This is a genomic window from Brevundimonas sp. Leaf363 (assembly GCF_001424025.1).
GTDB lineage: Bacteria > Pseudomonadota > Alphaproteobacteria > Caulobacterales > Caulobacteraceae > Brevundimonas.
This window is the reverse complement of the sequence record NZ_LMPZ01000003.1, coordinates 47185-61789: the sequence shown is the minus strand read 5'-3', so window position 1 is coordinate 61789 and position 14605 is coordinate 47185. Positions and strand designations below refer to the sequence as shown.

Annotated in this window: 11 protein-coding genes and 1 tRNA gene; 3 read left to right on the top strand and 9 right to left on the bottom strand. The window is 68.2% G+C overall.

What is annotated here, in order from left to right; all coding sequences use genetic code 11:
• Positions 1-2: 2 nt before the first annotated feature.
• From ASG17_RS11235 to crtY, 3 genes are read right to left on the bottom strand one after another with little or no spacing between them, the layout of a single operon-like run.
• The gene (locus ASG17_RS11235; protein ID WP_056103606.1) at positions 3-935 is read right to left on the bottom strand and encodes a phytoene/squalene synthase family protein; all 933 of its coding nucleotides are present in this window, start codon (positions 933-935) and stop codon (positions 3-5) included.
• Positions 932-2413: a phytoene desaturase gene (locus ASG17_RS11230; protein ID WP_056103604.1), complete on the bottom strand. Its 1482-nt coding sequence runs from the start codon at positions 2411-2413 to the stop codon at positions 932-934. The genes ASG17_RS11235 and ASG17_RS11230 overlap by 4 nt, the downstream gene beginning before the upstream one ends.
• A complete protein-coding gene (gene crtY, locus ASG17_RS11225; RefSeq protein WP_056103600.1) occupies positions 2413-3579 on the bottom strand; it encodes a lycopene beta-cyclase CrtY in 1167 nt (388 codons plus the stop codon). The genes ASG17_RS11230 and crtY overlap by 1 nt, the downstream gene beginning before the upstream one ends.
• A gap of 131 nt (positions 3580-3710) precedes the next feature.
• Between crtY and ASG17_RS11220 the strand changes: the two genes are divergently transcribed.
• From ASG17_RS11220 to ASG17_RS11210, 3 genes are all read left to right on the top strand, one after another.
• Positions 3711-4379, top strand: coding sequence for a fatty acid desaturase (locus tag ASG17_RS11220; RefSeq protein ID WP_235560431.1), 669 nt, complete (start codon positions 3711-3713; stop codon positions 4377-4379).
• Positions 4380-4506: 127 nt separating this feature from the next.
• Positions 4507-8610 (top strand): autotransporter domain-containing protein, encoded by a 4104-nt coding sequence (locus ASG17_RS16000; protein WP_056103590.1) that lies wholly within the window; start codon positions 4507-4509, stop codon positions 8608-8610.
• Between the two features lie 36 nt (positions 8611-8646).
• Entirely contained in the window at positions 8647-9747 is a 1101-nt protein-coding gene (locus ASG17_RS11210) for a TIGR03032 family protein (RefSeq protein WP_056103587.1), read from the top strand.
• Positions 9748-9899: 152 nt separating this feature from the next.
• On the opposite strand, the gene ASG17_RS11205 is transcribed toward ASG17_RS11210, so the two are convergent.
• The 6 genes from ASG17_RS11205 to ASG17_RS11180 all read right to left on the bottom strand — a co-directional run bounded on the left by ASG17_RS11205 (position 9900) and on the right by ASG17_RS11180 (position 14541).
• Positions 9900-9989: transfer RNA gene (locus ASG17_RS11205), tRNA-Ser, on the bottom strand.
• A gap of 68 nt (positions 9990-10057) precedes the next feature.
• Complete coding sequence (locus ASG17_RS11200; protein WP_082496237.1) at positions 10058-11083, bottom strand: glycoside hydrolase family 5 protein; 1026 nt, start codon at positions 11081-11083, stop codon at positions 10058-10060.
• A 47-nt stretch (positions 11084-11130) separates the two neighbouring features.
• The gene (locus ASG17_RS11195; RefSeq protein ID WP_056104339.1) at positions 11131-12060 is read right to left on the bottom strand and encodes a hypothetical protein; all 930 of its coding nucleotides are present in this window, start codon (positions 12058-12060) and stop codon (positions 11131-11133) included.
• On the bottom strand, positions 12060-12716 hold the full coding sequence (locus ASG17_RS11190) for a YfbR-like 5'-deoxynucleotidase (protein WP_200935076.1): 657 nt from the start codon (positions 12714-12716) through the stop codon (positions 12060-12062). Before ASG17_RS11190 ends, ASG17_RS11195 begins: the two co-directional genes overlap by 1 nt.
• A gap of 41 nt (positions 12717-12757) precedes the next feature.
• Complete coding sequence (locus tag ASG17_RS11185; protein WP_235560429.1) at positions 12758-13645, bottom strand: methyltransferase type 11; 888 nt, start codon at positions 13643-13645, stop codon at positions 12758-12760.
• 38 nt (positions 13646-13683) lie between these two features.
• A complete protein-coding gene (locus tag ASG17_RS11180; protein WP_056103577.1) occupies positions 13684-14541 on the bottom strand; it encodes a MoxR family ATPase in 858 nt (285 codons plus the stop codon).
• Between the last annotated feature and the right edge of the window lie 64 nt (positions 14542-14605).

The following is a 14605-nucleotide window of genomic DNA, read 5'->3' as shown; positions in this document are numbered from 1 at the left end:
GGTCAGACGTGCGTCCACAGGGCAGGACGCGGCGGGGGTTCGCGCCAGGCGTCCAGCGTCTTGCACCACAGGGCGATCAGACCGCCGCGGCCCAGCAGAACCAGCTTGCCCGCCTTGTCGACCGACGTCCGGCCGTCCCATGCGGTCGGCCCGGCGCGCGAGACATGCCGTCCGATGGCGCGATAGACGCCCCGCGCCGTCGCGATGGCCCAGGCCGAGCGCGGGTTCAGATCGCGCAGACCCCATCGTGCGGAGGCGTAGAAGGGCTCGGCGGCGGCGACCAGCCTCTGGGCGGTTCGCGCCACGGCCGCACGGTGTTCGGGCGCGGCGACCTGATCGCGCGGCACGCCCGCCTCGTCCAGCCACGCGCCCGGCAGATAGACGCGCCCCCCGCCCGCGTCCTCGACAACGTCGCGGGCGATGTTCGTCAGCTGGAACGCCAGGCCAAGATCCTGGGCCCGTTGCAGGGTCGGCGCATCCGAGACGCCCATGATCCTGGCCATCATCACGCCGACGACGCCGGCGACGTGGTAGGCGTAGTCCAGAGTGTCCTCCAGCGTGTCGTAACGCCGACCGGTCACATCCATCTCGAAGCCCCGGAGCAGATCCATGGCCTCGTCCACGGGAATGCCGTGGCGGATGGCGACGCGCTGGAAGGCGGTGAAGACGGGATCCGTCTGGACCTCGCCCGCGAGGGCCGAAGTCGTTCGGGCCCGCAGTTCGTCAAGCTTCTGGCCCGCCAGCACCGGATCGATGCCGACCGAGCCGTGGCCCAGCACCTGGCCGTCGATCTCGTCGTCGCAATGTCGGCACCAGGAATAGAGCATCCACGCATCGTCCCGGATCGCCGATGGGAACAGGCGTGCCGCGGCCGCGAAGCTCTTGGAGCCTTGCTCCATGGACTGACGACTGTGATCCAGGACGGCGTCGGTCATGCGGTCTGTCTCGCGTCCTCGATCATCAGGCCGGCGGTGGCCTTGGCCGAGCCGACGACGCCGGGCACGCCCGCCCCCGGATGGGTGCCGGCGCCGACGAAGTACAGGTTCGGGATCTGATCGTCGCGGTTGTGCACCCGGAACCAGGCGCTCTGCGTCAGGATGGGCTCCAGCGAGAAGGCCGAACCCTGGTGTGCGTTCAGCTGGTCGCGGAAGTCGATCGGCGTGAAGATGCGGCAGGTGTCGAGGTCGGCGGTCAGGCCCGGAATGTGGCGCTCTTCCAGATAGGCCAGGATACGGTCGCGATAGCGCGGCCCCTCGACCGCCCAGTCGATGTCGGACGAAGCCAGATGCGGCACCGGCGCCAGCACATAGAAGGCGTCGCACCCTTCGGGCGCCAGGGACGGGTCGGTCCGGGTCGGCGCGTGCAGGTACAGCGAGAAGTCGTCCGGCAGGTCCGGTCCCTTGAAGATTTCGGCGATCAGTTCGCGATAGCGCGGTCCGAACAGGACTGTGTGGTGGCGCACCTCCGGGTGCACGCGCTTCAGGCCGAAATAGATGACGAACAGCGACATGGAATGGCGCTTGGCCGCCAGACGCGCGCCTTCCTTTTCGCCGCGCGGCTCCTGGCCCAGCAGGCGCTGGTAGGTGTGAACCACGTCGGCGTTGGAGGCGACCATGTCGAAGGCCAAGTCCTCTCCGCCCACGACGACCCCGGTCGCCCGGCCGTTCGCCATGGTGATCCGTTCGACCGGGGCGTTCAGGCGCACCTCGCCGCCGAGGTCCTGCAGCAGCCGCACCATGCCCTGGATCAGGGCGCCGGTTCCGCCGCGCGGGAACCACACGCCCCACCGCCGCTCCAGCGCATGGATCAGGGCGTAGATCGATGAGGTCGCGAACGGATTGCCGCCCACCAGCAGGGAGTGGAAGCTGAACGCCTGACGCAGGTGCTCGTCCTGGATGAAGCTGGCCACCTTGTCGTAGACCGACCGCCAGGCCTGAAGCCTCATCAGTTCGGGCGCGGCCTTGACCATGCTGGCGAAGTCCAAGAACGGCACGGCTCCCAGCTTCAAATAGCCCTCCTTCAACAGGTCCTGCGAATAGGCCAGGAACTTGCGATAGCCCTCCTTGTCGGCCGGGTTGCGGGCGACGATCTGGCGGTCCAGCTCGTCCTGGTCGTTGACATAGTCGAACACGTCCCCGTCTTCCCAGCACAGCCGATAGAAGGGCGCGACAGGCAGCAGCTCCACATAGTCCGACAGCTTGCGGCCGCCGATGTCGAACAGTTCCTCCAGCGCCGACGGGTCGGTGATGACCGTCGGACCCGCGTCGAAGGTATAGCCCTTGTCCTCATAGACGTAGGCGCGGCCGCCCGCCTTGTCGCGCGCCTCGAAGACGGTGGTCTGAATGCCCGCCGACTGCAGCCGGATGGCCAGCGACAGCCCTCCGAACCCCGACCCGATCACCGCAGCCCGCATCACGCACGTCCTTTTTCGATCAGGCAGGTCAGCGCGGCGCCCACCGGCACCGGCGGCTTGCCGCTAAGAATCCGAGCCTTGTCGGCCAGCGTCGAGCCGGCCGCGTAGAAGCGCTCGATGAGGGGCTCGGGCAGCCGATAGAACCGCTCCAGCACCTTGTATCGCTCCTGCGGCTTCGCGGCGCGGAACAACATGCGGTTCAGAAGCCGATAGAAGCCGCGTTCCTTCCATACGTCGCGCGCGTATCGCCGGATGTCATCTGCGACATCGTCGACCCGCAGGCTCTGCGCCAGATGCTCGGCCAGGCGCACCGCGTCGGGCAGCGAGTATCCGGTTGTCGGGTGGAACAGCCCGGCGCGTAGCCCGCTCAGCGACCCTGGACCATGGCGGGTCAGGTGCGCCTCGATGTCGCCGTCCAGCGCCACGGGCAGCACGCCGTCCTCCTCGCGCAAGATCGCCTCGATCCCCCAACCCTGGCTCGCCGCATAGTCCAGGACGCCCTGACGAAAGACGTCCCGATCCAGGGCGTCGCCGTCGGTGTAGCGCGTGTCCTCGATCAGCACGGTGCGATCGTCGAAGGGCAGGGTGTAGAGAAAGCGATAGCCGCCCGCCTGATCGACGCAGGCGTCCATGATGATCGGCTCCGTCAGCCCATGCGGCTGGGTCAGGCGGACTTCCAGACCGACGAACTTCTGAAAGCCCAGGGCCAGGTCGGGCGTCGCGGTCGGTCCACGCCCGTCGATCACCGCGCGCGCGTTCAGCCCACGCCCGTCGGCCAGGACGGCTTCGTGCGGGCTCAGCGCGGTCACCGGCGAACTCAGCATGATCCGGCCGGGGAGTGCGGCTGCGATCACCGCTGCGAAGCGCTCAGCCGTCACGGTGCTGTAGCCGGTGGCAAGGCGGCGCTGGAATTGAGGAAACCGGACACCGTAACCGGGCCAGCGATGCTCGATCAGCGGCGCGATCCAGGACCGCTGCGCCGCCGTCAGATCAGAGTCGAAAAAGGACCAGGTGTGCTGGCCGCCCAGTCGGTCGGCGGCTTCCACGATCCGCACATCGAGGTCCGGCCGGACCTGAGCCAGCCTCAGCGCCAGAAGACCGTTCGCGAGGCCGCCGCCGATGAGCAGCAGGTCTGGGCCGGGATCGCCGATGGCGTACTGCTGCATGCAGGACAGGTCGCATGCGGGCGCACACGCGGCAAGAACCGGACGACCGCGACGTACAGACGCGCTAGTCTTGTTCCATGGTCGCTTCGTCAGAACCCCATGTCGCGCCGCGCCAGGCCCTGAAGGGCTTGGTGCTCGCCGCCGCCCTGATCGGCGCCTGGCTGGGGCTGCACATCTATGGCGTCTACCTGCACCGATGGAGCGCGTGGAGCATCCTCGTCGCGCCATTGTGTGTGGCTGCGCAGACCTGGCTATCGGTCGGACTGTTCATCGTGGCCCACGACGCCATGCACGGGTCGCTCGCGCCAGGACGTCCGGCTCTCAATGCCGTGATCGGGCGGTTCTGCCTGGCGATCTACGCCGGCTTCCGCTTCGACCGCCTGAAAGCCGCGCACTTCGAGCACCACCGTGCGCCCGGGACAGCGGACGACCCCGACTTTCATCCCGACAATCCCCGCGCCTTCGGCGCCTGGTTTCTCCGCTTCTTTCGCACCTATTTCGGTTGGGGGCAGATGGCGATCGTGACCGCCTACCTCGTCGCCGCCCTGGTGGTGGGCGCCCGCCTGCCCAACCTTCTCGCCTTCTGGGCCGCTCCAGCCCTGCTCTCGGCGCTGCAGCTGTTCACCTTCGGAACGTGGTTGCCGCATCGATCCGGCGATCAGCCGTTCGCGGATCATCACAATGCCCGCAGCAGTCAGTTCGGCGACGTTTTGTCGTTGCTGACCTGCTTCCATTTCGGCCGACACCATCAGCATCACGAAGAGCCCTGGCGACCCTGGTGGCGCTTGAAGGGCCAATGAAGACCTGGCCCTCCGCGTCCGCTGCGCACGACAAATCGGCGATGTCTGCGCGGATGTTCAACCTATCACGTTGACCCGCCTCGATTCTTCTCCATACAGGCCAACGCGGCGTAACGAGGGTAAAGCCATGAACCAGCCACTTCGAACCGGCGCGGCACGTGGTGTCCGCCTGTCCAGGGCGCAGTCCCTCCTGCTGACCACCGCCTTGGCGAGCGTCGCCGCCGGGCTGTTCGTGCCGGGCGTGGTTCTGGCCGCCGATGAGTGCGGTGCGGCTCAGCAAGGGGTCGTGACCTGCAGCGAGACGGGAAATCCCTATTCGGACGGTATCGAGTACGTCACGCCGGCCGTCGATCCGACGCAGGACCCGGGCCTCGATCCGGCCGCGCCGGTCTATGATCTGACCGTCAACCTGGACCCGGGCGTCGCGGTCGAGCGTGCGGACGGTACGGGGGTGGCGCTGATCGGCTTCAACAACGGCGCCGTGACGCTCGACGCCGGGTCCGGCGCCAGCATCGCCGTCACCGGGACCGGCTCGATCGGCGTGCTCGCCAGCACCAGCGCCGGCGACATCACGATCAACACCTCCAGCCTGACCGCCACCGGACGCGCCAGCAGCGGCATCAACGCGAATTCCTACTCCGGCGACATCACGATCGACGCCGGGACAGTTCAGGTCACCGGCGACGGCGGCCTGGGCATCAGTGCGGGTTCGTATGCGGGGGATGTGGTCATTCGGGCGGGTTCGGTTGAGGCGACCGGCTACTATGCCGGCGGTGTGAACGCCTATGTCGGCAACGGCGACCTAGTCCTCGTCGCCGACTCCGTCACCACGGGCGGCGGCAGCGTCTACGGCATCGGCTCCGACGCCGTGGTTCTGACGGCGATGGGAGGCGACATCACGGTCGCGCTCGGGACGGCCTCGACCGAGGCCGCCTACTCGACAGGCGTTCGCGCCGTCTCCTACGGGGCCGAAGGTGAGGTGTCGGTCACCGTCGGGGCCGTCGAAACGCAAGGCTTCGGCTCGACCGCCGTCCTGATGCAGGGTGGCGGCGTGACGCTGGACGCAGGCGTCATCGCGACCAGCGGCGACTACGGCTACGGCGCCGTGATGTTCGGCGTGGGCGACGGCGGCGCGACCCTCAACGCGGGCGCCATCTCGACGGAGGGCGCGAACGCCACTGCAGCTCTCGTCAAGACCTACTATGGCGGCGCGGCCACCGTGAGCGTCGGCACGGTCGAGACCCAGGGCGCCGGCTCGCGCGGCGTTTACGCCTACTCTGACGCCGGCGCGCTCGATGTGACCTTCGGCCAGGTCTCGACCGCGGGCGACCAGGCCGCCGGTATCGTGGCGATCGGCGGGGGCGCCGTTTCTATCTCCGGCGATCAGGTGACCACTTTGGGCGAAGCCGCCACCGGTATCTACGCCCTCGGACAGGGCGATGTGACGATCGACGCGGGCGAGGTCCGTGTATCGGGGATCAGAGCAAACGCCGTGGCCGGCGTCAGCGACAGCGGCGATGTCGCCATCAACGTCGACAATGCATCCGCCACCGGCGGCTATGCGGCCGCCGTGGCCGGCGTGACGCTTGGGGCCGGCGATGTTGTCATCGTTTCGGATGGCGCGATCCAGACGCAGGGCGACTACGCCATCGGCGCATTCGCCGTCGCCAGGGGCGGGGGCGCCGCCAGCGTCACGGTCAACGACGTCTCGACCGCAGGCTTTGGTTCGCACGCCATCTATGCGCTCGGCGACGATGCGACCGTCACGATCAACGGCGATGTCGCCACGGCCGGCTACTTCTCGGCCGGCGTCGTGGCCCAGGCGGTCAACGGCCTCGCGACGGTGGTGAACAACGGTTCGATCTCCACCCAGGCGGGAGGCGGGACCGGAATCTTCGCCTACGGCTCCGATGGCGTCTCGATCAGCGGCCCGGGTACGATCGTCACTCGCGGCGGCGGCGCAAGCGGCATCGTCGCGAACGGCTATAGCGGCGACACGACCGTCGTCGCCTCGAGCGTCACGACGTCCGGACCTTACTCGCGCGGCATTCAGGCCCAGGGCTCGGGGGACGTCACGGTCGACGTCGGGGATGTGAGCACCAGTGGCCGGATCGGCACCGCCATCGAGGCGGCGACCTTCCAGAACGGGACCGGTCCCCTAAACGCCGACCTCGTCGTGAAGGCCGACGGCATCACGGTCAGCGGGGACTATTCGCACGGCGTCAACGTGTTCTCGAGCAACAACGGTGTGGTCAGCATTGACGTCGGCACGGTGGCCATCAGCGGCATCGACGGCATCGGCATCCTGTCCGCCAGCTTTACCGCGGACACCGTGATCAACGCCGACACCATCATCACGACGGGCGCGGGCGACGCCTACAACGGGCCGTTTGGCATTTACGCGACCAGCGACACCGGCGACATCACCGTCACCTCGACGGACCTGATCTCGACCCAGGGGCTTAACGGCTCCGGCGTCTTCGCCGTCACCACGGGCGCGGTGACCGTTCGCGTCAATGACGTGAAGACGCAGGGCGATAACGCCGCCGCCCTCGCTCTGAGCGGCGGCGATGTGGACGTGACCATCACGGGCGAGGTGTCCGCCATCGGCGCCGATGCCGTCGTTATCAGCTCCACCAATGGCGCGACCGTGGACAACGCCGGCGTGATCCGCAGCGGCTCGGGCTATGCGCTGAACATCCAGGGCGGGGCGGCGTCGATCGCCAACTACGGCGACATCATCGGCAGGTTCCAGTTGACCGACGCGGACGACACGCTCGTCAACAGTGGTCGCCTGACTCTCGCCGGCGCCAGCGACTTCGGGGCCGGTGACGACACGCTGCTTAACAGCGGAGTCATCCGGCTGACAGCGGCGACGTCGCCGCAGACCGCCACGGTCACGGGTCTGGAGGCTTTGACGAACACCGGGTCCATCGACCTGCGCAACGGCGTCGCGGGCGACCGCCTGGCGTTCGGCGGCGCCGCCTATCAGGGTAGCGGCGACGCGACCCTGGGTCTGGACGTGCAGATCGCCAACGGCGCGGCGACCGCCGACACCGTCGTCTTCGGGTCCGCCGCCGGCACGTCTCGTATCAGCCTGAACACAACCGGGGCCGGCACGCTGTTCGCGCCGGTCACCCTCGTCGATGTCGATGCAGCGTCGGCCGCCTCGGCCTTCGTTCTGGAGGACGATTCGAGCGAGCGCGGTCTGATCGCGCTCCGCCTCCGTTACTCGGGTCAGAACGGCGCCTATCAGCTCATCAGCGCGCCGGGTGCGGCCGTCTACCGCCAGGCCCAGCTCGGTGAGGCCGTCACCACACTGTGGAACCGCTCCGCCGACGCGGTGACCGCCCGCTTCGCAGCCGATCGGGACGCATCCTGGGCCATGGGCTCCGGCGCCGATCTGGGCCCCGTCTGGTTCCAGGCCTTGGCCGAAACCAATAGCCGCAAGGGCAGGGCGGATCAGGGCGCCGGCGACCAGGACGGCGCGGGCATCGACATCGCCTACAAGCAGGACGCAGCCGGATTGCAGGTCGGCTTCGACCTGGTCGGCCGTCCCGGCGACGACGGCCTGCTCGCCGGTCTGACCGCAGGCTACATCACCTCCACGACGCGCTTCGACGCGGTCTTGGGCGATCGCTTTGACGTGCAGGCGTTCAACGTCGGGGGCTTCGCGGGCTATCGCCGCGGAGCCGTCTTCATCGACGCCTTGGCGAAGTACGACCGCTACACGGTCGACCGGCAGAGCGACGTTGGCGGCTTCGACCGTGAGGACGACGCCGAGGCCGTTGGGGCCAAGGTGGAGGCCGGCATCCGCCTGGGATCGCCCGCCTTCTTCGCCGAGCCCCTGGTCAGCCTCGCCTACAGCCGCAGCTCGCTCGATGATTTCGAGGTGGGGCCGAACCGCCTGGACTACGATCAGTTCGACGGCCTGCGCGGCAAGGCAGGCGTGCGCATCGGCGGACGCACCGACATCGCGGGTTCGAACGTGGCCTACTACGCCGGCGCCGCGGTCGTCAGGGAGTTCGAGGGCGACGGCGGTCTCGTCTTCCTTAGCGGCGGCCAGTCGGTTGCTGTGCAGGCGGATCGTCTGGGGACGTTCGGCCAGGCGACGGTGGGGGTGAATGCGACGATGTCCAATGGCGTGACCGGCTTCGTCGAGGGGCAGGGCGACTTCGGTCATTCCTATCGCGGCGCCGGCATCCGCGCCGGTCTTCGTCTGCGCTTCTGACGTACAGGCGCGGCGCTTCATGGAAGGCATGAGCTGATGGCCGAAGCGCCCGCCGATCCGACGCCTTTGACGCCGAGCGAAACGACAGGCTCGGCGTCGCAGGGTGGCACGCAATTGACCGTGTCGCGCGGGCTGGCGGACTGGTTGCGCCGCCACAGGACAAGCTTCGCCTTCTCCTCCTACCAGACCGGACAACTCTTCCTGGTCGGTTTGCTGGCGAACGGCACGGTGTCATTCAACCAGCAGAACTTCGTCCGTGCGATGGGTCTCTGCTACCAGCCCGGCCGGCTTTACCTCGGCGCGTTGTCGCAGGTCTGGCGGCTCGAGAACATGCTGCGGCCGGGCGAGCGCGCCAACACCCAGTTCGACATGGCGTTCGTGCCCCGCAACGCCCAGACGGTCGGCGACGTCGACATTCACGAGGTCGGCACGGACGCCGAGGGCCGGGTCATCTTCGTCAACACCAAGTACAGCTGCCTGGCGACGCTGGATCTGGTGCACAGCTTCCGCCCGATCTGGAAGCCACCCTTCATTTCGCGGCTGGCGCCCGAGGATCGCTGCCATCTCAATGGCGTCGCCTTCGCCGAGGGCCGGCCGCGTTATGTCACCGCTGTGAGCCGCAGCGACATCGTCACCGGCTGGCGCGAGCGCCGGCATGAGGGCGGCGTCCTTATCGAAGTGGACACCGGACGGATCGTCACCGATCGCCTGTCCATGCCGCATAGTCCGCGCGTCCACGCGGGGTCGGTCTATGTGCTCGATTCCGGTCGCGGCGAGATCGCCCAAGTGGACCTCGATACCGGTGAGCGGCGGACTGTCGCCTTCTGCCCGGGCTTCCTGCGCGGCCTGTCCATCCACGACGGGTTCGCACTGGTGACAGTGTCGAAACCCCGCAACGGCGCCTTCACCGGCCTGGCCCTCGACGACGCCCTGCGTGCCCGTGACGCGGAGCCATGGTGCGGCGTGCTGGTGGTCGATCTCGCCAGCGGCGACATCGTGGAGTGGCTGAAGCTCGAGGGCGCCATATCCGAACTTTTCGACGTGGTCGCCATGCCGGAGGTTGTCTGTCCGATGGCGATCGGCCCGCAATCGGCAGAGATGCGCTCCACCATCACATTTGACGCCATGAGCGCTTAAGCGCTGACAGCCGCCAACGCCGTTTGACTTCGCAAGACGCTTGTCAGGCGCGCGGCTTAGGTTCTGCAGATGTAGGTTGGGACGGGCGGTTGGGGCCGGGGATGCGGACTACGAACCCTGTCGCGAGGGACGAGCCGCCAAGAGAGCGGCGGTGGCGGAGAGGGTGGGATTCGAACCCACGGTACCCGTAAAGGCACGCCGCATTTCGAGTGCGGTACATTCGACCACTCTGCCACCTCTCCGCGGCGCCGTCGTACGCTTGGTCGAGCGAGCGGCCTCTCTAATGAAGCGGGGCGCTCGCTGCAAGGGTTTATGAGGGGTCGCGCATTTCCGGGATCAGGGCCTCGTGGATCGGCTGGACCCAGCGGTCGGCCGGGATATCGTAGACGATGAAGTCGCTGTCGAACTGCCAGTAGGCCCAGGCCCAGCCGCGCGTTTCGGCCGCTCGCGCGACGGCGTCGGTCCAAGCGGCGCGTGAGGCCATCGGAGCCTTGTCGTAGGCGCCGAACTCGCCCAGCAGCAGAGGCCGGCCATTGGCCTCGCTCCACGCTTCGGCCTTGTCCAGATCGGCGGCGACGGCGGCGCGGTCCTCGGGGCTGCCCCAAGCAATGCCGGTCTCGGTGAACATCGGGGTCCAGGACGCGCCCTGGTGGGTGAAGCGCATCGGGCCGTAATAGTGGACGGTCGCGATGATGTGGCGGTCCTCGGCCGGCAGGCGCAGGTTTTCCAGTTGGTCTATGCTGTTCCAGGACCCTGGGCCGATGATGACGTTGCGAGTGGGATTGGTGCGCCGGACGATGGCCAGCGCCTCGGCGGCGTAGTCGTTCCAGACGGCGTCGGTCGCGCCATTCGGCTCGTTCATCAACTCGAAGACCACGGTGTTCGGCTTGTTGGCGTAGCGGGTCGAGATCTGCTCCCAGAAGGCCATCAGCTTGGGGCGGCAAGCGACCACGTCCTCGGCGCAGATGTTGAAATCGTGCTCGTCCAGAATGACGGTCAGGCCCTGGGCCAGGGCGGCGTCGACGTGGCCGTCCAGTGTGGCCAGCCAGCGCGGGTTCAGCTGGTTGCCGGCGTCCATGTGCCGGAAGGCCTGGAGCACCATGCGCACGGTCTGGAAGCCGCCGTCCCTGATCAGCTTGAAGTGGCGATGCTGGAAGCGCGCCTCGCCGCCGTTCCAGACCGGGTCGTAGCCTATGATGTTCACGCCACGCTGCATCTGCAGGACCTGGGCCTCGGCCGATATGGGCAGATAGGGGTCGCTCTGCGCCAAAGCGGGCGCGGCGCAGCCGCCGGCGAGCAGGAGGGCGGCGAGGCCGATCAGGCGGCGTGTGAACATGGGTCCCTCCGGGCTTTTGGCGACAGTCCCGGCCCGGCCGACCAGAGTCAACGCTGGGCGGGCAGGGTCAGGCCCAGGGTCGCGCCCGCCAGGGGATCGGCCCCGACCGATCGATAAAGCTCCGCCGGACGTCCGCCGGTCGCGGAGGCCAGGGCGCCGGTCGCCTTGACCAGGCCGGTGCGCTCGACGCCCCGGCGGAAGTTCTGCTTGTGCAGCGTCAGGCCCGTCACCGCCTCGGCCGCCGCCTGCAGCTGCGACAGGGTGAAGGTCTCGGGCGTCAGGTCGAACAGGACGGGCCGGTACTTCAGCTTGCTGCGCAGGCGCCCCAGTCCGGTCGCCAGGATGCGGCGGTGATCAGACGCCATCGGCCGACCGGTCGGCAGATCTTGGGCAGGGCGGTCCTGATCGCGCGCCGCCTCGGCCACGAGCCCGGCCTCGTAGAGAAGCTCATAGCGTTCCAGCGCCCGCTCCTCGTTCCACCGGCGGCCGCCCAGCGCGAACAGGGCCTCGATGCGGGCGCGCCGGCGCGGGTCACGCCCGGCCCAGGCGTCCAGCGCTTCCAGCAGTGCCGGGTCCAGCCCCGCGCCGCGCCTGTCCTCCCAAGGGAAGTGATCGAAAATGGGGCTCCAGCGATCGGCGCTCGCGGCGCCCGGCTCGGCCGTCAAAGCCAGATAGCCGACGGAGACTTCGCGCCGGCGCTCGGGGCCCTGCGTGGCCTTGGGCGAAGACCGGCCCGCGTCGCCGAAGGTGTAGAGCTGTTCCACGAAGCCCAGGCCGAAGCCGGTCTGGGTGGTCACGAAGGCGCGCAGGGCCAATTCGAAGGTGCGGTCGCTCAAGGGATCGAACGGGCCGGAGGGCAGGGCGGCCTCGCCTTCGCCGCGCGAGGTCAGGACCGCCGCCTCGCCGTCGCGCAGGGCCACGACCACGGCCGAAAGGCTGATGCGGACGCCGCCGCTCGCGGTGTCCGGCGGGGCGATCACTCGGTGTGCCAGGCGTCGGGCGCCGGGATGATGCCGATGGCGCCGGCCAGCACCTTGTAGCGCTCCAGATACCGCGCCTGGGCTTGGGCGACCGGCAGGGGGTCGATGACCAGATCATAGCCCGGTGGCGGCGATCCGAAGAAGTTCAGCGCCTCGGCGCGGGTGAAGCCGGCCAGCTGGGTCGCCTCGAAATAGGCGCAGGCCTTGTCGGCCGACTTGATCAGTTTCTTGATCGCGGGCGGGGTCTTGGGCGGCAGGCCGAAGCGGACGTGAATGGCGTCCTCCAGCCGCGCCTCGAAGGTCTTGTAGCTAACGCCCAGCGCCGCCTTGAACGGCGAGATCATGTCGCCGATGACGTATTCGGACGCGTCGTGAAGCAACGCCGCCAGACGCCATTTGGGCTCGAGCCCCGGCCTGATGTGGGCCGCGATTTCTTCGACCACGACGCTGTGCTGGGCGACCGAGAAGCCGTGCTCGCCGATCGTCTGGCCGTTCCAGCGCGCGACGCGGGCCAGGCCGTGGGCGATGTCCTCGACCTCGATGTCGAACGGCGAAGGGTCCAGCAGGTCGAGCCGACGCCCCGACAGCATTCTCTGCCAGGCGCGCGGGGCGGATTTTGCGGACGGACGGGACACGGCCGTCAGGTGACCCATAGTCGCTTCAGGATCAAGGCATAGCCCGATCCGGGCCCCGATCAGTCCCCAACGTTCAGGCTGACCAGACGCTTGGCGTCGCGGAAGACGGGATCGACCCGCTCACTCTTGGCCCGCACCGTGGCGACGACCAGCGGACCGCCAGCCGGGCCGCGCGCTTCATAGCCGACCATGCGCCAGCCGGCGGCCGAGGCCTGGTTGTTGGTCAGGACATAGGTCATGCGCACCGCCTCGCCGCCCGCGCGTGTCCGCACCTCGGTAGCGTCGTCACGGGCGTTGATGGTGACGCCGCCCTGATTGGTCGGGGGTGGGGTCGGCGTGGCCGGGGCGGACGAACCGGTGCTCGACTGGGCCGCGGCCCCGTGGTCGTCGGCTCGGATCTGGAAGCCGGCGATGCGGACACTGGCGCGATCGCCGTCCGCCTCGACCCGAAGACCGGGCAGGCGCACCGAGGCCTGATCGTCCTTCGCATCGATGTGCATGCCGGGCGCGCTGATGTGGGCGGCGTCGCTGCCCGTGGCCATTTCCGAGCTGCTGCCGGACATCGCCTCCTGGGTCGATGTCTCCTGGGCGCGCACCTTGTCGGCCGCCTCCGGCAAATCGCGGCCGAGACGCTCCTCGAACGCCTTCAGGGCCTGTTCGGCCGTCATGCCGTCCAGCTTGACCAGGTGCAGCGTGATCTCCGCCCCCTTGGGCCCGCCATAGGTGCAGATGGTCCCATCCGGCGACACCGCGCCCTTGCGGGTCAGGCCGCCCTGGGTGTCCGGACACTGCAGCGTGTCGACGACCTTGAGAACGCCGCTGCCCGTGTCTTCGGAGTTGCTGGTGGAGATGCGGACCACACGCTCGCCGTCGCAGCCGCCGAGGGCGCCGGCGCCGAGAAGCGTTGCAAGGATCAGGCTCGTCTTCATGCCGGTATTGTCCCCCATGACGCCCGCCATGCCAGTGAAATCGCGGTAACCCGCCTTCAGGCGCCCGGACGCGCGCCGTCCCGGCGGTTCAGGAAGGCCAGTTTCTCGAACAGGTGGACGTCCTGCTCGTTCTTCAGCAGGGCGCCGTACATCTGCGGGATGGCCTTGCCGCCCTGTCCGCGCAGGCTCTCCGGGTCGATGTCCTCGATCATCAGCAGCTTCAGCCAGTCCAGCAGTTCGGACGTCGATGGCTTCTTCTTCAGGCCCGGCGTCTCGCGCAAGTCGTAGAAGGATCGCAGGGCCTCGGACACTAGGCGCGGCTTCAGCCCCGGATAGTGCGCCTCGACGATCCGGCCCATGGTCTCGGCGTCGGGGAAGCGGATGTAGTGGAAGAAGCAGCGGCGCAGGAAGGCGTCGGGCAGCTCCTTCTCGTTGTTCGAGGTGATGACCACGATGGGCCGGATCTCGGCGCGGATCGTCTCGCCCGTCTCGTGGACGTAGAACTCCATCCGGTCGAGTTCCTGCAGCAGGTCGTTGGGGAACTCGATGTCGGCCTTGTCGATCTCGTCGATCAGCAGAACGGGCCGCTGGGCCGAGGTGAAGGCCTCCCACAGCTTGCCGGGCTTCAGATAGTTGCGCACCTCCTGCACGCGCGGATCGCCCAACTGGCTGTCGCGCAGGCGGCTGACAGCGTCGTATTCGTACAGGCCGTTGTGCGCCTTGGTCGTGGATTTGATGTGCCAGGTGATCAGCGGCGCGTCGAAGGCGCGCGCAAGTTCATAGGCCAGCACCGTCTTGCCGGTGCCCGGCTCGCCTTTGATCAGCAGCGGCCGCTCCAGCGCCACGGCCGCATCGACGGCGGCTTTCAGTTCGTCGGTGGCGATGTAGCCGGCGGTGCCTTCAAAGCGGGCCATACGAAAACTGCTCCGTCACGAAATGACGGAGCAGCTATCGCATCGTGGGTCGGCGAAGAATAGC